This is a genomic window from Mesorhizobium sp. WSM3626 (genome assembly GCF_000513935.1).
Taxonomy (GTDB): domain Bacteria; phylum Pseudomonadota; class Alphaproteobacteria; order Rhizobiales; family Rhizobiaceae; genus Mesorhizobium; species Mesorhizobium salmacidum.
Map to the genome: position 1 here is coordinate 1 of NZ_AZUY01000013.1, position 19,750 is coordinate 19,750.

Here is a 19,750-nt window from a genome sequence, read left to right on the forward strand (position 1 = left end):
GCGCCCGCGAACTGCTGAACGTCGCTGCGCCGCCCGAGACCGACACCTCGGAAGAGCCGGCTGACTTCCATCCGTCCTGCCCCTGCTGCGGCGGACGCATGATCGTGATCGAGGTGTTCGAACGATGGAGGCAGCCGCGCGGACCGCCACACGGTTCCCCGTCGACCGGGAGCAGCACGCCATGACCCGGCATGGCATGGTTCAGCCTTCGGCTGCAGGCACTCTGCCTCCGGCAACGGATCGACGCACGTCCATGGTGATTTTCGTCTCCGACAGAGCCGCTCCCAGCCGCCCACCGTCCCGACAACACCGCACGCAGGCGCAACGAAGCGGTCTGTCCGCATTCACCCCAGAGCTTCCCGACACCGGTCGCGCCATCGCCGACATCTGCAAAAATCCGAAATCTCCATAGCCATCGCCTGTGGCCCGCGGGTTCCTTCCTCGGGGACTTTCGTACGCCTGCCGGCGCCCGAAACTCTTCACGAAAGCGTTCGGTCCGTTTTCGGCATGGCCGCACTCGAAAGCGGTTTTCGCCTTCAAGGAGCAGCACCGCATTGGGCGCAGGACGAGATTTGGTGAGTACAAAACCGGCCGCGGGCGATATCTTGGACAACAGGAGATCAATTCTCGTCACGATACATTGGGAGGACGACGTGAACAATTCCACCGGAGGTTCTTTGGGCGTCGCTGTCATTACCGGGGCATCCTCCGGAATCGGCAAAGCTTTTGCCGAGCGCCTAGCCAGCGACGGGTACGACGTCGTGCTCGTCGCCCGGCGGCGCGACCGGCTCGAGTCGGTAGCCCGCGAGATCGAGGCCGGCGGCGCCTCCGCGGAAATCATCGTCGCCGATCTGGCGCTGTCGAAAGGCCTCGACAAGGTGGAGCAGCGGATCCGGTCCGGGGACGTATCGCTGCTCGTCAACAACGCCGGTTTCCAGACCTACATGCCGTTCGTCGACCTCTCGATCGACCGCGCCGAGGAAGAGGTCGCCGTGCAGATAACTGCGGTCATGCGTTTGTCGCATGCGGCACTTCCTGCGATGATTTCGCGCGGCGAAGGCGCCATCGTCAATGTCTCTTCCCTGCTCAGCTTCAGCGGAAGCCTGAACTTCCCGTTTCTGCCGAAGCGCTCGGTTTATGCCGCAACGAAAGCCTTCGTCACGACGTTCAGCGAGCTTCTCGCGGCTGAACTCCAAGGCAAAGGTGTTCGCGTCCAGGCGCTTTGTCCCGCAGTCGTCAGGACAGAATTCCATGACATCGACGGCAAGCCGGTCCTCAGGCCCAATGTGCCAGTGATGGAGCCGGCCGATGTCGTTAGGGCATCCCTGGCCGACCTCCGGCAGGGTGACACGATCTGTATCCCGGCATTGGAGGAAGGGGGCAGGCTCTCCGCTGTCGCGGACGCAAATCGCGCCCTGTTCGATGCCGGTCGCGGCGCCCAACTCGCGTCTCGGTATCGCTAACGGACGACGCGCTAGGCCTTTGTTGCTATGTAGGTTACGGTAACGGCGCCTGGTGAACGTCGGAGTATCAGTCGTGGCAAATCCCCACGCCCGATTGATTGCCATCGAGGAGACAGGCCAGCGCGGGATACCCGACAGCCAGATCGCGGACGGTCGCACTGCATCTCGCCATCCAAGTATGACCTGCAGCTCCAAGAGGCGGCCAAGACTTGTTAGACGCAGGAACGACTGATGTGGCTACGTCCATTGCCCAAGGATGGATGCTGGAAGACGGCCGAGACGCTCCACAAGCTCGCTATTGAGCATCTCGAACAGCTAAGGCTACAACGGCCCAAACGCTCCGGCACGGTTCGGCATTCCGACACGCCATATGTCGGATTATTTGCATTCAAACGAATTTTGCGACGCTATAGATGCTGCCTCAACGTAAGTTCTGGGAGGAAAGCATGGCTCCGCACGAGCAGCATGCCGTTGAAATCATCCGGGAGAGGAAATGGTCGGTGCGTGTGACCGCCTATGGCAGCTCCCTCACGTTGCCCTTCGAAGCTGAAGAGTACGCCCGCTCATATGCGGATGGTCAGGCGTTCCGCCTCGGTGTCCAAGTTGTCGAACTCAGGAGGTGCGCTTAGCCGCAGCAATCGGGGAACCTTCTCCCGCGCTCGGTGTTTGGCCGCGAAGGAGAATTTATATGAGTGGACCGGGCACCATTTGGACGCTGAGTATCGTCGGACCTGTCATCCTCGCCTTGATAATCATCTATGCTCTGCTGAATCAAAGGAGGCTTTCACGGCGCGTGAAAACCCACCAGGATGAAGCGGTCAATAAGCTCTATGAGGACCCCCAAGGGCGCTCCTCACCGGCTGGCGGGGTCCGAGCACAAGAGGCAGAGATTCGACTTCGTCAGAAATAGGCGGCTCTCTTGCTCCTAACGGCGTTGCTGGGGTGGAGAGCTGTGCTAGGGGTCTCTAGCCCCAAGGCGGCGGCCGTCGACAACGTCTTCGCGGGCACGTGCCGCGGCAGGGCATCGACGATGGCAGCCTTGGCCGGCAACCACGCTGCATGCCAGGAATCGCCGTGACCGTCGCATGCGTCGAGCTGTTTCAGAGCAGGTCCAGCGTGCGCTGGTCGCGCTCGCCGCCGAAGAAGCGGTCTAGTGCCTGGCGGAAGATTGCGCCGTCGACGCCGGCGGTTTCGCCAAACAGCGTCATTGATGAGCAGAACTTCACATCGTCTGGAGAGCCGAAGATTTCGTGTGCTGAGCGGCCGTTTACACCAAGAGCCGCGGCTGTCGCATGATGCAGGCGTTCGCCAAGAACGGCATCGGCGAGATACGCCCGCGCTTCATCCTTGGACGAGATGCCATAGTACTGCGCGTTCGGCGAGTGTCCGAGTCCGCGCAGCTGCGGGAAAACAAACCACATCCAGTGGGAATGCTTGCGGCCAGCGCGCAGCTCGGCCAGGGCGGCTTCGAAGACCGGCTCCTGGGCGGCACGAAAGCGCGCCAAGTCGTATGGATCGTCAAAGGCCATGCTTAGCTGACTGGCCGGTTCTGGCGTGCGCCGGCGAATAGCGCGCGCTTTAATCGGTGGCTACAATAATATACCCTAAACCAAAATATGCAGATCGTCGCTGGCCGCGAATTTTGTAAGTTCGTAACGGTTCCAGGGCATGGTGGTCTCACATCTTGTAGCCGGGCTTTTTTGTCCCCCTGGTGAATGAGGTCGAGAACAATCGAGGTCTGGTCGCCATCGTAAAGATCTCCGGCAATGACCAGAGCATCGACACGCTCCGCTAGGCTATTGCAGCGAATGCCTGTCGGCTGGCATCACCGACGAGCTCGGCGACCTCAGAATTTCTGAGCGCGAGCGAGCGCAACGGCGAATCGAGACGGATGTCGGCCGTATGAATAGATCGAAATTCATCCCGTGAACTCTCCAAGCCTGAACAGAGGGCTGTAGTTCGTCCAGATTAGCAGAAAGGTGCTACAGGCAGTTCAATGGCCTGATGAAGACTGAAAGCGGCATCCTTTCCCATTTGGGCGTCGTCCACGGAACTGAAAATCCCCAGAACGAACCTGGGGGCCGAAGGCGCTGACCACGGGGCGTTTCGATTTTCGGTCGCTGCCGGACCGGCCTAGCGGGGGCATGCCCACGCCGGCGTTACTCGAGCCTAAGCCGAAGGGGCGCCGCGCGTCCGTGCGGTACCGGGACCGCAGTGGCGCGGAAGGCGGGCAACCCTGCAGCAGGCGCTGCGGAAACAAGGGGCGCGGCGGCGGTGACTCCGAACGGTCCCGCGTCTCGCGAGCGGAGCGGCGCACCGAGCGCCGCCGGGAGGTAGTCAGCTCCTTCCGCCGCGACGGAATGATCTTAGCATCCGATCATAAGCTGCCAATACGGTATGCGGCATAAGAAACTTGGGATGCCACGACATAAACACTTGCTATGTGACGACAACATCGACTTCTTCCAGCGCGCGCCTATCGAGATGCAGGTCGCCATGGCGTGCGTGCGCGACGTGTCGACCGTGCTGGCCCTGCTGCTGGATGGCGGCCATTCCGCCGTGGCGGGGCGGCTTGCAGCTGCATTCCGCCGTGTGGGGCGCGGCGCCTTTGCTGACGAGATATTGGCGACCTTCAAAGCGGCAGGGTACGACGTCCGCGCGTCAGACCCCTTCGCCGGGCAGACGGGCGTGACGGCCATCGCGGCCGGCTTTCCCCCCCTGGTCGCCCGTTTGCGCGCAATATGGGAGTCGCAGCGCCAAGCCGTGATTGAGATATTCCCGAAGGCGCCGGGACTGCCGTCAAACAAAGACGCCTATATGAAGTTCGTAGAGGATATTTATGAGAGCGATGCCTATCATTCGCTGTCGATAGAAGGCTACAGCGTCACCGAGCTCATCGACCGGGTGCGTGAGGGGAACTGGAATCCGGAGATTGATGAAGACGATCGCAAGAACCGGGATGCTCTCGCCGCGCGTGGGTACTACCTCGCATTCCAGAAGGTCAAGGACTCAGTTGCGGCGATCCTTGACGGCAAACCGGCCGGCGCGCTGACGCGGGAAACCCACAGGGAGTGGTACCGGGAGCTGTTCGCGCCGTCAGTGACGGCCGGCCTTCTCGGGGCCAGCGCGCTTGCGGGATATCGCAACCAACTCTATACCTGCGCGGCATACCTGCGCGGCTCGCAGCACGTGCCCCCGCGTGCTGAAGTGCCGGGCATGAATGCACTGTTCGACCTCCTGGCAGCGGAACAGGAGGCGTCGGTGCGTGCCGCGCTGGGGCGCTGGCTTTTGGGATATGTGCATCCCTATCCGGACGGCAACGGGCGCATGGCGCGATTCCTGATGAATGCGATGCTGGCGTCGGGCGGCTATCGCTGGACAGTGGTGAGAGTAGAGGACCGGAAAGCTTATCTGGCAGGACTGGAAGAGGCGAGCGGCAATATGAATGTGAAGACGTTTGCCGCCTTTCTCGCCGAACGCGTGCGATGGCCCATGGAAAAGGAACCGTGAGGTGGCGTGGCCGGAACACCGAATTCCCACGCGCTTTCTTGCCATCCTCCCGCTGCATCTGAGCGAAAAGTCCACGAATATCAATGAGGACGCATGGGCGACAGCGTAGTGAACAGCCCAGGGGGCCGTCGTCATAGAAGGCGGCCTTTCCCTTGGTGATAGTCAGCCCAGCAGCCTGAACCCTCGCAGCATCGCCGCGTCGTCAAGCTCGGCGTTCAATCCTTCAAGGCGTCCCGAATTGCGTCCTTCGCCTTGCCAACCCCTTTTTGCAGGCTGCCTTCGGCCTTGTCGGCGGCCCCATCAGCGCGAAGCTTGTCGTCGCCCGTTGCCTTTCCGACTTTGTCCTTTACCTCGCCGCGCAGCTTCTTTGCTGAGCCCTTGACTTCGTCCTTGTGCATCGTCCTTCTCCTCGGTTGATCAGAACCAACGTGTGCGGCATCTGAAATGTTCCAGAGGAGCAGGAAGAGCCACGTGCCGGCGCCGTGCCACCCCACCCCCATGCGCTAACCTCATTGCACACCTTCCCCATTAAGGGACGAATGGCGGCGGGTGATAAACGCCATTCTCCCGCAGTTTGATTGCACCTTTTGCCTTCGAACAGCCACCGAAGCTTTGAAGGACGGTGAGGTGTACTGACCATTTTCAAGGGAAACGTTTTAGTTCCATCGACGTTGTCCCTGAGCTCATGTCACGCTCAGGGAAACATCGATGGACAACGAAGGCACATCCGGTCTCCACGGTGATGAACCGGTCGCCGTTACCGATCGGGCTATGCCTGATGTAAAGGAACTGGCTGCGATAGCCCTACAACGGACGAGAATGCCGATGGTGGTGACCGACGCCACCCAGAAAGAGTTTCCTATCGTACTAGCGAACCAGGCTTTTCTGAACCTCACGCGCTATGGGGCAAGCGAGGTGCTTGGACGCAATTGCCGGTTTCTTCAAGGCGCAGCGACATCCCCTGCCGCCATCGCCGAGATCCGAGCAGGATTGCAGGAGGGGCGTGAGATCAACGTCGAGTTGTTGAATTACCGGAAAGATGGATCGGCGTTCTGGAATCTGCTGCACATCAGTCCAATCCATGACGACGATGGCCGTCTGGTTTACCATTTCGCATCTCAGATAGACCGCACAGATTTTCGCAGGATCGAGAGCCTAGAAGCGTCAGAGCATCGGTTGCTTTTGGAGGTGGACCATCGAGCCAACAATGTACTTGCCCTTGTCGACAGCATCGTACGCTTGACGAGATCTGACGACCCCGCGCTATATGCCGCCTCAGTCCAAAGGCGCATACAGGCCCTGGCTAGGGCGCATGGCTTGTTGTCGCAGCGGGGCTGGCACGAGATTCCATTGCAGGAAACAATCTCGTCTCAGATTGAGCCGTACGGAGCGACTCGCGCTCTGCTGGACGGTCCTGATGTCATGCTTGCAGCGCATTCTGTTCAGCCCTTGGCGCTGTTCATTCATGAACTAGCAGTCAACGCCGCTTCCCACGGCTCGCTTTCGAAAGAGACGGGTCAGCTACAAATCAAATGGCAAGCCAGACCCCAGAATAATGGTTTCATCCTCGAGTGGCAGGAGACCGGCGGACCGCCCCCACCCACGCCTCGGCGAAAGGGTTTCGGGACACTCATGACCGAAGCTACAATACGGCGACAGCTTCAGGGGTCGTTACACCGCGAGTGGTCCGATCAAGGGGTAAGGATCGTTGCTGAAGTGCCCAACGTCACAGTCTCACGATAAAGAGAGGCTGCATGTCCACACCCGTCTCTGCCTAGCATTGTGCTCGCACCGGAACGCCATCGCCCTTCTGATTTGCAGATGGCTGCTACGGCAGCGACAACCCTGCTGCCGCAATCCAAAGCTTGCGGAAATGAAGAGCAAAGGCGGACCGGTTCTGGGCTCGACCTTGATGGGCCCGCGCAAGCCGGCAAGCGAGACGACAGCGCCCGCTTCGCCGGACCAGGGTCCAACGGCACTATATTCGCTTGAACTAACGCTTGCTGTTCCTGGCCCGCTGACTATGGTTGAGCGTTCCTGAGGCGGCACGGGATATGGACTTGCCTCGTCGATCAGTTCGATCGCACCTGCTTGGTTTGATCGCCGCCGCGGTTGTCCCGGTTTGGCTGTTTGCCGGCTATTTATTAGGCCAGTATGCCCTGCATGAACGATATCGTTTTGAACAGGATGCCGTGCAAACGGCTCGACAGGTGTCGCTCGTTGTAGAAGGCGAACTCGCAAATCTCCAAACCATTCTCGTCGGCCTTTCCAAATCCGCCGCGCTCGCCAATGGCGATCTGCGCGCCTTCCACCGCGAGGCGCTCGATCTTGTCCATGGGACGGACCGGACGATTGTCCTGCGCGATCTTGGCCGCAATCAGCTGATGAACACCGAAATCGGCTACGGCGCCGCTTTGCCGTCCGTGGAACCGATAGCTGCTGTTGACCGCGAGAAACTCAACCGCTCAGGTGTTTTCGTCAGCGATGTTTTCACCGGCAAGGGGTCAGGCGAATACCGCTTTGCTGTTGCCATCCGGGTGCCCGCCCCGAAAGGGGAGGACCTGCTTCTTTCGCTTTCTGTACCGACTGCCCGGATCCGCGATGTTTTGATGCCGGCCGTACCGGAAGGATGGACTGTGGGCGTGGGAGATCGCGACGGAAACTACGTGGCACGTTCCAAGTTGCACGACGAATGGACCGGGAAGCGCGGATTGCCCGAATACGTGGCAAAGATCGTTGGGCGCTCCGGTTCCTTTACGTCCCCCAACTTCGAAGGGGTGACGCTGCTGGCCGGCTACTACAGATCCCCATACTCTGATTGGTTCTACACCGCAAACGTGCCTCTTTCAGCGGCGCAGACGCCGCTTTGGCGCTCACTTGTGGCGATTTGCGCGATAGGTCTCCTGTCGCTCCTTGTTTCCGTTGCTCTCGGGTATATCGTCGGCAAGAGATTTACACAGGCCACCGCTGAACTGGCGACCCGGGCCGAGGCGCTCGGTCATGGCCGCAGCGTCGAACCCCTGTCGACTTCCGTTATGGAGTTCGCCACCATCGCCCAGGCGATGGTGGACGCAGACCGTGCGATCGCCGAACGGCGGTATGAGTTGGAGGCGGTGTTGGAGACAGCGCCGGCGGCGGTCTGGTTTACTTATGATCCGAAAGCCCTTCAGGTGATCCGCAACCGCTTCGCGGCCGAACTCATGGGCCTGCCGACGGATGCGCACAAGTCTTTCGGCAGGCCCGAGCTCGTCATCGACACCGTGGCCGTCAAGGACGGCCACATAGTGAGCCGCGAAGACCGCCCACTTAGCCGCGCCATGCGCGGGCAGCTGACCGATCATGAAGAGTTCGCCTACACGCTGCCATCAGGGGCCGAGCGCTTTCTACTTTCCAGCGCACGTCCAATTCGCAACCCGGCCGGCGACATTATAGGCGCCGTACAAATCAGTCTCGACATCACGGACCGCAAACGCGGTGAGGAGCACCTGAAACTGTTGACCAACGAGCTGAACCATCGCGTGAAGAATATCCTTGCTGTGGTTCAGTCCATTGCCACCCAGACACTCCGCAACGCCACAAGTTTGCCCGAAGCAGGACGCACGCTCTCCAGCCGTCTCGTCTCGCTGGCCAAGGCTAACGACCTGCTGACGCAGCAGAACTGGAGTGGCGCCGACCTCAAGGATCTGATTGCTACATCAATCCGCTCACACGCTCCGATCGAGCGCTTCAAGATCAGTGGCGAGTCTGTTTGGCTTCCACCGAACGTCGCTGTTTCAGCCGCTCTGGCTTTCCATGAGCTTACGACGAATGCGCTAAAGTATGGAGCGCTGTCAAACGATACAGGCACGGTGTCGATTCAGTGGAAGCTTCTCGGTCAAAAACAGCATCGCTGGCTGGCTCTAGAATGGCGCGAACGGGGAGGTCCGGCTGTGGAACCTGTCGAGCGAAAGGGCTTCGGCACGCAGCTTCTCGAGCGTGTATTCGCGTCCCGCACCTCAGGACGTGTCACTCTGAAGTTCGTTAAATCGGGACTGGTCTGCAACATGCGAGTGAATTTTGCGTCTGAGCTCAATCCCGTGGTGGACAACAACGACACCTCCGAGGGGAATCGTAGAAAATTTTCCCGACAACGCTCCGGGTGATCGAACGCGCCGCTCACCCGGAGACGCGAGCCGCTATGGCGGTTGCAACTGGGGTCATCGGGTCATCACCGCTCACCCATTCGTCGGGATCTCTGTCCACGTTGGCCGAGGCATCGTTCTTGCGCGTAGGTCTTCCATGCAATCTCGTGTCGCCGCGGTTCATTTGAGTGATGTCTAGCGCCGACCTAAAGGCGGAGGTCGTTCAGGCCTTTGCATCAAGCGGGGGTGCTGCGCTTGGCCGCTTCGCTGAAGGTCGAGAGCATCCTGTGCCGGCTCGGCCTCAGTAACTCATCGGTCTCAATGTGCTCGGCCGCCGCCCTCAACTGGCAGCCCCTCGCCCAGGCGCACCGAGCCAATGCCCAGTGAAGCGCTCGACCTCGACGCTCCCTGAGCTAGGGGACACCGCAGGTGACAGCCTATGCGGCCGAGCGCGAGATCTAAGACTTCATGAACGCCCGGCGCTGCCGTGCAGCGTGACGAGAAGCTTGTCCAGTTGGTCGAATGCCTCGCCCATCGCATCAGCTGCCCCGGTGCCGGCGGCGTCGAGAGCTTCCTTCGAAGGATAGCGCTCATTCATGACCAGCAGCGTCTTGCCCCCTTTTTCCTCGAAAGTCACCGTGGTGAGGGATCCCGCGTCACCGCCTTCGTCATTGGTCCAAGCAAGGCGAGAGTACGGTGTCACCTCGATATACCTGCCGAAGAACTCGTCAGTATTCGAGGCATCATGTCCGAACACCAAACGGTACCCGCCTCCTACCCGAACGTCCATCTCGCAGGAACGCAGCACCATGCCCGTCGACTTCGGTACCCACCATAGCTTGAACAGCTCGGGTTTGGTCCAAGCCTCAAACACGACGCGCGCCGGGCCATCGAAGCTTCGTGTGACGACCAACTCACGCTCCGACGTCCGTTCCACCGTCGTGCGGTTGTTCGAGGGGGTAGGCTCACTGTTTCTTCTTTTGTCCATCGACTTTCTCCTTGCGTTTCAATTCCTCGACCACCTTGTCCAACGCGTCGAAGCGTGCGTCCCAGAGTTGCCGGTATCTCTCGATCCATGCCGCCTCCTCCTCCAGTCCGCCAAGGCCGAGCGTGCAGGTCCGCACGCGCCCAACCTTCTTCGTGACAACCAGCCCCGCCTGCTCCAGCACGCCCACATGCTTCTTCATCCCGGTTAGGGTCATGTGGAATTTCTCGGCAAGCTCCGTGATCGAAGCGTCCGCACGTCCGAGCTGCTCTAGAACGCCGCGTCGGGTGGAGTCCGAGAGCGCGGCGAACGAGGCATCGAGAGGGGCTCTTACATACTGAACCATGTGGTTCAGTATGTAGCGCTCGGGTTGGCGCAATGCAAGGGGAGATCAAGCGAACTGGGCGGTGCCTCTGCGGTGGGACGCTCGGCCCGGATCGCGACAACCAACGCAAAGCGCCTGGTCGCGCTTTGCGTGACGATGGCGGGCCAATCAGGCCCGTGGGTCTAAATGAAGGGTCGCCAGAGAAGCAGTCTAGAGGCGTCTGTGCTTTTCGATTCCAAGGACACGGTGCGCGGAAACTCGGCGCAGCCCACGGGAGCCTGCTCCTCATTCGCCCTGGCGGCTATCTCGCATTTCACCGTCGCGAGCCTGATCCACACCACGCAAGCGTTCCGATCGAGGTTGGGCGTGGACGCGGTGCGGTGCCCCTTAAGGTAGTCGGATGCGATACACGATTAAAAATGACCGGAATTCGGCCCCGCCACGGTGATGAGCGCCGCCCTGGTCTGACGGCATGGGGTCGGCTATTGAAGCACTCCGGTTTCCCACGCAGAACGAGACCGGGTTGCCAAACCTGAATCGGGGCACCAACGACTGCCATGAATCAAGGGATGACAGGTATCTCGACATGACAGAACAAGAAGGGATCATCAGCGCCCTGGGCGTCGCTCCGGATTTCGATGCCGCAGTGGAGGCGCGCCGGCGCAGCGACTTTCTTGGCACCTACCTGCGTGCAGCCGGCCTCAGCACGTATGTGCTGGGCATCAGCGGCGGGGTGGATTCGCTCGCGGCCGCACTTCTGGCTCAACGAGCCGTTAGCGAACTGCGGAGCTCAGGATACGATGCCAAGTTTCTTGCTGTCCGGCTGCCGTACGGCACACAGGCCGACGAGAGGGACGCTCAGCGAGCACTCGACACCATTGGGGCGGACGAAGTGCACAGACTCGACATCAAACCGGCGGCCGACGCAATGCTTGACTCGATCAAGGTGGCTGGCGTGGAACTCGGGGATGCCCATCGGGAAGATTTCTTGCTGGGCAACATCAAGGCCCGTCAGCGCATGATTGCCCAATTCGCGCTCGCTGCTGGCAGCCGAGGACTGGTCATAGGCACCGACCATGCGGCCGAGGCAATGATGGGCTTCTTCACCAAATTCGGCGACGGCGCCGCTGACGTCCTTCCCCTTTCCGGGCTAAACAAACGCAGGGTGCGCGCCCTGGCAGCGCATCTGGGCGCTCCGTCCGAACTTGTCAACAAGGTGCCGACCGCAGATTTGGAGAACCTTATCCCACTTCGTCCTGACGAAGATGCATATGGGATCACATATGATCAGATCGACGATTTCCTCGAAGGTAAGGAAATCAACGAGGCGGCGCGGAGGCGAATCCTTGATGCGTATTTCAGCACCGCTCATAAGCGCTCGCTTCCGGTGACACCCGATTTTCGGACAGGCTTGCCGGTACCGTAACGTTGTTTCGTCCGTCCTGCCTGTTATAGGATGGGGAACGACAATGCTGGCTTTTGCTTACCATTGAGGATCGGCGGCCGAGCCGGGATGACAGGTCCGACGAGGGCCGGAGCGATCAGGCCGCTGTGGCCTTGAGCTGTTCGAGATGCTCAACAGCGAGCTTGTGCAGCGTCTCGGCCGTCTCTTCCGGCGTCCACCCTTGGGCCGTGGAGTTGGCGACAAGGGCCGCGAAGGCAGTTTCCAGAGCGACCTCGCAATTAACAGGTCGGTCGGGGCTGGTCTCGGCGAGAATGGGTGGGGCAACTTCAGGGGTTTTTGTCATGCAGAGGAATCCGCGCCGCTGAAAAAGGTTCCAGCCGGCGGCAGAGGATTTATGGGCACCCCTACTTCGCACCCCACTCCGCCACCCAAAAGCGCGTAGTGAAGAACGTGGCAGCGCCAAGCACGATCGCCTGCGGTGGGCAGGCTTCATACATGCCGGTACGCTAGGATTCGGTTAGCTCCTCGCTCCTCAGCGGCATTTCACAGGATAGGCTCAGCCTCGCCAGCTTTTGCCATCCTGGCCGTCGAGATCTTGCAGGGGTTCACTGGTCAAGTCGATCAGGCCTTTCAGGCCTCGCGACGTGCCGCCTCGATCCATCCCATTCGATGCCTACCTCACCTTTGATGAATCGCTGTCGCCGGCGTCAAAGAAGTATCGTCATCGAGCCCGCCTCTACCCGTTGTGACCCACTCTCAATAGATCGTCGCGTCCTTCGTGTAGCTTGCGAATGCCTTGCTCCGTCCTGCTTTTTGCTGGCAGGATTCTTCGATTTGGACTTCGCTTCTAACCACCTCGGTGCGCGAGTTGCCGACCTAATCTGATGTCGGTGCTTTTCTGCGCACCGCGTCGAGCTTAAAGATCCAGGTCCACAGTGGCAGGTCGTCTTCTGTGTCAGAAGACATCCCGCAGTGGTGCCTGACTGTCAGCAAGCCGATTTAGCAGTCCTTGCCATCTCATCTTCAGCGGCTTCCAGGCTCGGAAGCTCGGTACCTTCGGTGTGCGATATAGGGTGCCATTGTCTGTCCCAGATCGAAATAGTAGGCGCCATGCCTTCCAAGCATGGCCGCATGGTCGTTTGTTGCTCTGAGCGGTGACACATTACCGCTCGCTTGACGAAGCCGTTGGCCGCCCCAGAATCCTGGAATGGCAAAGGGCATCAACATCGGCGACGAGGTCGTAATCACCGCAACAGTGCGCAAGCGTGTCACTGAGGACCGGGTGAGCGTTTCCATACCCTCCTATGGGCAACCCCACTCGGTCATGGACCAAACAACGAAGCTACAGAAGGGACAGCACATCGAGTTGATCGGCAACGTCACCCACATCCAGGAAAACCGTGTAACCGTGAACCTCGGCACTCCCGTCACGGTCGATGCCGCTGTCGTCAGGCTGGTGAACGCCTATAAGGCCCCTACGAGGAGCACACCCCTGTTGGACAAGCCGACATGAAGCCGCCTCCCCACGACAGCAACGAAGTGGAAGAATGCTGGTCGCATAAACCAATGACTTACTGGATGGTTAGCCAACCCATATCCTTCGTATGATCCCGTATAGTGGGTCTGGCGAACTAGAGACACTGCAAGTGGATCATTAGCTATTTAGCGCGCGCCCTGACCGCCCACCGCAGGCTCGCAATTCGCGTTTGCCAAACATGCTGCGAGGTTGTTGGCTCCGGCCTGGTTGGACCCACCTCCCCTGTGAATGACGAATATGGGGGCCTTGCGGACGGTCACTCATGGAAGGCAGGCGTGGCAAGCCGCCCCCTAGATAGGATACGCTTGGAGCCTGTTAGCTGTCGCTTCGGCGGTAACGGAAATGGTTGCGGATGTGGCTGTTGAAGTACCGCCCCTTGGCGAAGGCGGATCGAAATGCATCAAACGTTTCGGGCGGTACATCCTCGAAATCATAACGCTTGTCGCTGGTCATTAGCCATACAGAGAGGATCCGTCTGTCCGGATCGTACTCCGTTCTGCGTATCAAGGTGGATGGCATCGCAGTCAACGGAAGACGGGGCCACGCGTTCCTGAGGGTGTCGCAGGGGACGGTTGGCGCGGCTAAATCGCCGCGACAACCCTTAGCTCGAAGACGGCCCCTGAGTTTCGGCTAACCGAGAACCGGAAGATAGTCGGCGAATGCCGGTCCCGCTTCTATTGCTATTTGAAAATTGGGTTCCGTCGAGCAAGCAGGCCCGTGAGCCAGTCCGGATCCATCTGCGGCACCGAGGAGAGAAGCAGTTCGGTGTAGGCTGCGTGGGGTGGCGTCAGTATCTCGGTTTTCAAACCCTGCTCCACCACCTGCCCTTTGTGCATGACCACGACCTCGTCAGCAATCGCTCTTACCGTCGCGATATCGTGGGTAATGAAGATGTAGCTGATGCCGAGTTCGTGCTGCAGGCGCATCAGGAGCTTCAAGATTTCTTCCTGCACAATCTGATCCAGTGCCGAGGTGACCTCGTCACAAATGATGAGCTCCGGATTGGCAGCGAGCGCGCGGGCTATGCAGATCCGCTGCTTCTGGCCACCGGACAATTCACCGGGCAGTCTGTCGAGAAAGCTTTCGTCCATCTCGATCATGTGCATGAGCTCGCCAACCCGCTCGTCGCGCTGCTGTCCCTTCAAGCCTAAGTAGAATTCGAGCGGACGCGAAATTATCTCCTCCACAGTCTGGCGAGGGTTAAGGGCGCTGTCCGGCGATTGATAGACCATTTGGATGCGGCGCAGCAGGTCTTTCGAACGTCCCTTCAAGGAGAGGGCAAGCGGCTTGCCATCAAACGACATCGATCCGGACATCGCAGGCAGCAAACCGGTAACGACGCGCGCGAGCGTCGATTTACCCGACCCTGATTCGCCCACGACTGCTACCGTCCGGCCGCGCGGAACCTTGATGGACACGTCCACCAGCACCTTAACCCTTCCGGCATAAGCCGCGGTGACATTGTCGATGGCGAGTAAATGGTCCTGGGTCCGAATCTCCGGCTTGGCGAGCTTGCGCACGGCCCAGAGGGTCCGGGTGTATTCCTGGGTAGGGGTAGTGAGCATCTGCCGTGTGTCGGCTTCCTCGACCGTTTGTCCATGGCGCAGAACCATGATCCGGTCCGCCATTTGCGCCACCACGGCTAAATCGTGTGTGACGTAGATCGCTGCTGTGTTGAAATCTTCAACAATCCTGCGGATCGAGGCCAGGACCTCCACTTGCGTCGTCACATCGAGCGCAGTGGTCGGCTCATCGAACACGATCAGGTCGGGCCGGCAAGCCATGGCCATGGCCGTCATGGCTCGCTGCAACTGACCACCGGACACCTGATGCGGATACCGGAAGCCGATGGTCTCAGGTTCTGGAAGCTGGAGGCGTCGATAAAGGTCAATAGCGTCGCGATTGGCCTTGTCTCTGCTGGCGATCCCGTGCGCAACTGCCGTTTCCACGGTTTGATCGAGGAGCCGGTGAGCCGGGTTGAACCAGGCGGCTGCGCTTTGCGCCACATAGGCGATGCGGGAGCCCCGCAGCCGCCGACGGCGGGCTTCGCTCATTGACAAAAGATCGACCCCGTCGAACAGCACAGAGCCCTGGGTAATGCGGCACCCCGGCTTGGCATAACCCATTGCCGCAAGGCCGATGGTCGACTTCCCGGCGCCGGATTCGCCGATGAGGCCAAGCACTTCTCCGCGTTTAAGCGAGAGATCGACGCCGCGAACAATCGGGTGCCAGCGCTCGTCCGAGAAGCCTTCGACGTGAAGGTCCCGGACCTTGAGAAGATCTGTTCCCTTTTCGCGCGCCGTGGCACTGCTACTTTTCATCACGAAGTCCGCTGGTTGAATGTAGAAACCAGTCCACGACGAAGTTCACCGCTACCGTCAGGAGGGCAATGGCGCCGGCCGGCAGCAGCGGCGTGACATCGCCATAGGTGATCAGAGTTGCGTTTTCCCGCACCATCGACCCCCAGTCAGCCGATGGCGGCTGTATGCCGACGCCCAGGAACGACAATGCTGCAATGGTCAGAAACACAAAGCAGAATCGCAGGCCAAATTCCGCGATGAGCGGCGGCAGGATGTTGGGCAGGATTTCCTTGCGGAGAATCCATGCGGGACCTTCGCCGCGCAATTGCGCGGCCTCGACATACTCCATAACCACGACGTTCAGGCCAACGGCCCGCGCCAGACGAAACACGCGCGTAGAATCCAGCAATGCGATGATCAAGACGAGACTGGTGATCGAAGAGCCGAATATCGAGAGCAGCATCAGCGCAAAAATCAGGCTTGGGATCGACATCAACACGTCCACCGCACGTGACAATATCTGGTCTGGCCACCCCCGGTACATTGCCGCCAGCAGGCCGAGCGTCACACCCGCTGCAAAGGATATGATCGTTGTGGCAACGGCGATGCCGATCGTGTTGCGAGCCCCGTAGATGAGTCGAGTGAGCATGTCGCGACCGAGTTGGTCAGTCCCGAACATAAACTCGTGGCTCCACGGAGCGAATGCCTCGCTAAAGACCTGCGTCTCTCGATAAGGAGCGATGAGAGGCGCAAATAGAGCGACCAGAACGTAGCAGAGGGTTACTACCATGCCGAACCAGGCACTGAGCGGCGCCTTCTTCAGCGCTATCCTCATCCGAGATCGGCGTGTGCGCCTTACCCTGGGCGCTCTCGTGGTCTGGATGAGGGGCTCCGCACTTGTCATCTTGGGTGCAAAAGCCTCGGATTGGTTGCGATCGAAATGATATCGGCGATCAGGTTGAGCAGGATGTAGGTGGCGGCGAAGACAAGGGCGCAGGCTTGCACGACTGGTACGTCCCTCGATTTCACGGCATCGACCATCAGTTGGCCGACGCCGGGGTAGACGAACACTACCTCGACAACAACGACGCCGACGATGAGATAGGCAAGGTTGAAGGCGACAACCGTCACGATCGGGGCCCAGGCGTTTGGCAAAGCGTGCCGAAGCACGACCACCATTGGCGTCATTCCCTTCAACCGAGCCATGTCGATATAGGGGCTTGAAAGCATGTTGATGATCGCCGCGCGCGTCATTCGCATCATGTGAGCGACGATGACGAGTGTGAGCGTTATCGACGGCAGGGCTGCGCGCCAGACGTGCTCCCAAAACGGCGTCTGATCGCTGATATTCGCCAGGGTCGGGAACTTGGGTACGACGTTCAAGGTCCAGTCGATCGAAGCTGCGAGCCAGACGGGTAAAGACTGTGCGAGATCGGTGCCGGCGAACGTGTCGCGCGAGATGATCAGGAAGGCGAGCATGTAGGCGACGAAGAATTCAGGGAACGAAATTGTCGTAAGTGTCACCGTGTTTACAAGCCGATCGAACCAGCTGTTCCGGTACAGGGCCGCAAGAATACCCAACCCTAACGCCAGCGGCACCGCGACCAGCGCCGTCATTACCGCCAGGAACATGGTGTTATAGAGACGTGGTGCGATAATCTCCGCGACCGTTCGCCGGTAGCCGGTCCGGCTGGCGAAGGAGGAACCAAAATCACCCTGTGCCATCTTACCAATCCAGCTGAAGTAGCGCTCGATTGGCGGGCGATCGAGGCCGATCTCGTGTTGAAGGGCGGCGACCGTTTCTGGGGTAGCAGCTTGACCGAGCGTCGCTTTGGCGAAGTCGCCAGGCAGCATTGCGATCGCCGAAAAGATGATGATCGAAACGACGAACAACGTGATCAGGCCGAGGCCTAACCTTTGCAGAACCGTTTTTGCGACCGGATTCACACGCATGCGCGCAGTCCCAAGAGCGCGCCGCCCGCGGTGCGACCGGCGCGCTTGGCAAACACCTCTATGCCTCAGCCGTCCACCAGCGCTCAGCCATCTTCAGTCCGTCATTTTCCCAATTTGGCGCCACATCGCCATGGGCGAGTTTCTTGGATTTGGCGCTGACAAAGTTGTTGAACACCAGCACGATAGTACCGCCATCATCATGGGTCAGCTGCTGCATTTCGGCATACATGGCGGCGCGCTTGGCCTCATCCGTCTCGGCTCGGGCTTGGACAAGCAATTCGTTGAAGCGTGGATTCTTCCAGAACGACTCGTTCCAGCTGGATTCGGCTGCGAAGGCTTGCGTGAACATCCAGTCGGCGGTGGCGCGACCGCTCCAATAGGAAGCGCACCAGGGCTTCTTGAGCCAGACGTTGTCCCAATAGGCGTCCTCCGCTTCGCGCACGACATTGACCTCGATGCCGCACTGTGCGGCCGTCTCGCGAATGAGTGCGGCCGCGTCTACCGCACCTGCGAAAGCCGCATCTGCGACCGAGAGATCGACCTTCAGCTTTTCGAGCCCCGCCTTTTTCAGATAATGGCGCGCCTTTTCGGGATCGAAACTGTGCTGCGGCTCCGGGTTCTTGTAAAACTTGATCGCCGGCGCGATTGGATCGTCATTGGCAACGGTAGCATGTCCAAGGAAGATCTTGTCTGCGATCTCTTGTCGGTTGATTGCCCATTTCATTGCCATGCGCACATCCGGATTGTCGAAAGGCGCCATGGTGACATTCATCGGCAAAGTATAATGCCCGTAGCCGGTGATCTCGATGATGTCGATTTTCGGATTGCGCTTCAACATGCCGAGTGTCTTCAGATCGGCGCGGCCGATGTAATCCACTTCCCCCGTCGAGAGCGCAGCCATGCGTGCGGCCAAATCCGTAATGGCGACGAACTCCACCTCATCCAGGTATGGCTTGCCGTTCTTGAAATAATTCGGATTGCGCTTGAGCTTGGTCGAGACGCCAGGCTGAAAATTCTCGAGCACGAATGCGCCAGTGCGCGCGCCCGAAGCCCAATCCGCTTTCCCGTCAACGCTCGGCATGATCACGAGATGATAATCGCTCATAATATAGGGGAAATCGGCGTTGCCGCTGTCGAGTGTGAAGACAACGGTTTCTGGGCCGTCCGCCTTAATTTTCTTCACAGACGCAAGCAGAGGCTTCGCCGCGGATTTGGTGTCGGCGCCCATGTGATACCGCATAGAGGTCACGACGTCGTCTGCCGTCACGCTCTTGCCATTGTGGAAGGTCGCGCCCTTGCGTAGCTTGAAGACCCACGTCTTGGCGCCATTGGAAGATTCGAAGCTTTCTGCCAGGTCCGGCTGTATGCCGCCCTTCGCATCCACCTCGGTCAGGCTGTTGGACATAGCGCCTGAAAAGGCGGTTTGGGAGAAAGTGTCGGGATACCCAGCCGGATCAATAGAATCTGTCGTCGCTCCATGCGCCATGCCAAGCTTTGCGAAGCCGCCTTGCTGCGGTTCTGCTCGTGCCGCAGTGACAAAGAGCTGATCTGCGGCGACGACGGTCAGGCCTGCCGCTAAGCCTAGATGGATGAAGTCACGCCGCGAAACCTTGCCGCTCCCGATAAGACCTTTCGCGATGCGCAGTTTGTACTCTGATTCCGACATTGCCGTTCTCCCATTGCGGATTTTCCGCGTTCTTTTTTCAACCGTCGTCAAGCACGCGATGCGTAAGTGCTCCTTCTCCGCCGTTCTGGTCTTTCGTCGATTTGCCTCCCGTCTGCCAGATCAGGCGGTCACGTAGACGTTGCCGTCCTCCACGATGACGGGAAACGTCCGCGCACGCACAGTGGGATCGACCAGCGCCGAACCCGTCTTGATGTCGAACTCCCAGCCATGCCAGGCGCAGCGCACGATCTCGTTTTCTCGATGATAGATGAAGCGGGCTTCCTCGACAGGCGCGGTCGTCCCGCATTGTGGCCCCTCACAGAGCGGCGCGCCGCGATGCGGACAGATGTTGAGCAGCGCATGGAAGCTCTCTCCGATGCGGAACACGCCCACCGAAAGGCTCCGGACCTTGGCAATGACGGGTGTGCCCGCTTCGATCTCGTCGACGCGGCATATGTAGGTTTTCTCGGCCATGTTCTGCTCCG

The 19,750-nt window shown here is 59.6% G+C and carries 17 protein-coding genes and 2 pseudogenes; 7 read left to right on the plus strand and 12 right to left on the minus strand.

Annotated elements, in window-relative coordinates; translation table 11 throughout:
• Both M653_RS1000000137505 and M653_RS0112670 read left to right on the plus strand, forming a co-directional pair.
• Positions 1-185: pseudogene (locus M653_RS1000000137505) on the plus strand (IS91 family transposase); the annotation flags it as partial.
• A 468-nt stretch (positions 186-653) separates the two neighbouring features.
• On the plus strand, positions 654-1,463 hold the full coding sequence (locus M653_RS0112670; RefSeq protein WP_051442652.1) for an SDR family oxidoreductase: 810 nt from the start codon (positions 654-656) through the stop codon (positions 1,461-1,463).
• Between the two features lie 1,100 nt (positions 1,464-2,563).
• On the opposite strand, the gene M653_RS0112680 is transcribed toward M653_RS0112670, so the two are convergent.
• Positions 2,564-2,992 carry a DUF1810 domain-containing protein gene (locus M653_RS0112680; protein ID WP_027143690.1) on the minus strand — a complete coding sequence of 143 codons (429 nt, stop codon included), beginning with the start codon at positions 2,990-2,992 and terminating at the stop codon, positions 2,564-2,566.
• Between the two features lie 200 nt (positions 2,993-3,192).
• A pseudogene (locus M653_RS1000000137620) lies at positions 3,193-3,401 on the minus strand (DNA repair exonuclease); the annotation flags it as partial.
• A 480-nt stretch (positions 3,402-3,881) separates the two neighbouring features.
• Here M653_RS1000000137620 and M653_RS01000000132410 point away from each other — a divergent pair.
• Positions 3,882-4,973, plus strand: a complete 1,092-nt coding sequence (locus M653_RS01000000132410) for a Fic family protein (RefSeq protein ID WP_245262115.1) — start codon at positions 3,882-3,884, stop codon at positions 4,971-4,973.
• A 215-nt stretch (positions 4,974-5,188) separates the two neighbouring features.
• Here the strand turns inward: M653_RS01000000132410 and M653_RS0112695 are convergent, their stop codons facing one another.
• On the minus strand, positions 5,189-5,371 hold the full coding sequence (locus M653_RS0112695; RefSeq protein ID WP_027143691.1) for a CsbD family protein: 183 nt from the start codon (positions 5,369-5,371) through the stop codon (positions 5,189-5,191).
• Between the two features lie 310 nt (positions 5,372-5,681).
• On the opposite strand from M653_RS0112695, the gene M653_RS0112700 reads away from it, so the two are divergent.
• Positions 5,682-6,716, plus strand: coding sequence for a PAS domain-containing protein (locus tag M653_RS0112700; RefSeq protein WP_027143692.1), 1,035 nt, complete (start codon positions 5,682-5,684; stop codon positions 6,714-6,716).
• Positions 6,717-7,027: 311 nt separating this feature from the next.
• Positions 7,028-9,115, plus strand: coding sequence for an HWE histidine kinase domain-containing protein (locus M653_RS01000000132415; protein WP_051442653.1), 2,088 nt, complete (start codon positions 7,028-7,030; stop codon positions 9,113-9,115).
• A 445-nt stretch (positions 9,116-9,560) separates the two neighbouring features.
• Here M653_RS01000000132415 and M653_RS0112715 read toward each other — a convergent pair whose 3' ends face one another.
• Positions 9,561-10,082 carry an SRPBCC domain-containing protein gene (locus M653_RS0112715; protein ID WP_027143693.1) on the minus strand — a complete coding sequence of 174 codons (522 nt, stop codon included), beginning with the start codon at positions 10,080-10,082 and terminating at the stop codon, positions 9,561-9,563.
• The gene (locus tag M653_RS0112720; RefSeq protein ID WP_027143694.1) at positions 10,060-10,425 is read right to left on the minus strand and encodes a metalloregulator ArsR/SmtB family transcription factor; all 366 of its coding nucleotides are present in this window, start codon (positions 10,423-10,425) and stop codon (positions 10,060-10,062) included. The genes M653_RS0112715 and M653_RS0112720 overlap by 23 nt, the downstream gene beginning before the upstream one ends.
• A 565-nt stretch (positions 10,426-10,990) precedes the next feature.
• Here M653_RS0112720 and nadE point away from each other — a divergent pair.
• Positions 10,991-11,830 carry an ammonia-dependent NAD(+) synthetase gene (gene nadE / locus M653_RS0112730; RefSeq protein WP_027143696.1) on the plus strand — a complete coding sequence of 280 codons (840 nt, stop codon included), beginning with the start codon at positions 10,991-10,993 and terminating at the stop codon, positions 11,828-11,830.
• Between the two features lie 115 nt (positions 11,831-11,945).
• On the opposite strand, the gene M653_RS0112735 is transcribed toward nadE, so the two are convergent.
• Complete coding sequence (locus M653_RS0112735) at positions 11,946-12,152, minus strand: hypothetical protein (RefSeq protein WP_027143697.1); 207 nt, start codon at positions 12,150-12,152, stop codon at positions 11,946-11,948.
• 864 nt (positions 12,153-13,016) lie between these two features.
• Here M653_RS0112735 and M653_RS0112745 point away from each other — a divergent pair.
• On the plus strand, positions 13,017-13,322 hold the full coding sequence (locus M653_RS0112745; protein WP_027143698.1) for a hypothetical protein: 306 nt from the start codon (positions 13,017-13,019) through the stop codon (positions 13,320-13,322).
• A 339-nt stretch (positions 13,323-13,661) separates the two neighbouring features.
• Here the strand turns inward: M653_RS0112745 and M653_RS0112750 are convergent, their stop codons facing one another.
• The 6 genes from M653_RS0112750 to M653_RS0112775 form a co-directional block, all read right to left on the minus strand.
• Positions 13,662-13,865: a KTSC domain-containing protein gene (locus M653_RS0112750; protein ID WP_027143699.1), complete on the minus strand. Its 204-nt coding sequence runs from the start codon at positions 13,863-13,865 to the stop codon at positions 13,662-13,664.
• 161 nt (positions 13,866-14,026) lie between these two features.
• Positions 14,027-15,667 carry an ABC transporter ATP-binding protein gene (locus M653_RS0112755; RefSeq protein ID WP_027143700.1) on the minus strand — a complete coding sequence of 547 codons (1,641 nt, stop codon included), beginning with the start codon at positions 15,665-15,667 and terminating at the stop codon, positions 14,027-14,029.
• Positions 15,657-16,481 carry an ABC transporter permease gene (locus M653_RS0112760; protein ID WP_027143701.1) on the minus strand — a complete coding sequence of 275 codons (825 nt, stop codon included), beginning with the start codon at positions 16,479-16,481 and terminating at the stop codon, positions 15,657-15,659. The genes M653_RS0112755 and M653_RS0112760 overlap by 11 nt, the downstream gene beginning before the upstream one ends.
• A 65-nt stretch (positions 16,482-16,546) precedes the next feature.
• Positions 16,547-17,593 carry an ABC transporter permease gene (locus M653_RS0112765; protein WP_027143702.1) on the minus strand — a complete coding sequence of 349 codons (1,047 nt, stop codon included), beginning with the start codon at positions 17,591-17,593 and terminating at the stop codon, positions 16,547-16,549.
• A gap of 64 nt (positions 17,594-17,657) precedes the next feature.
• Positions 17,658-19,265 carry an ABC transporter substrate-binding protein gene (locus M653_RS0112770; RefSeq protein WP_027143703.1) on the minus strand — a complete coding sequence of 536 codons (1,608 nt, stop codon included), beginning with the start codon at positions 19,263-19,265 and terminating at the stop codon, positions 17,658-17,660.
• A 120-nt stretch (positions 19,266-19,385) separates the two neighbouring features.
• Entirely contained in the window at positions 19,386-19,739 is a 354-nt protein-coding gene (locus M653_RS0112775) for a Rieske (2Fe-2S) protein (RefSeq protein WP_027143704.1), read from the minus strand.
• Positions 19,740-19,750 lie beyond the last annotated feature (11 nt).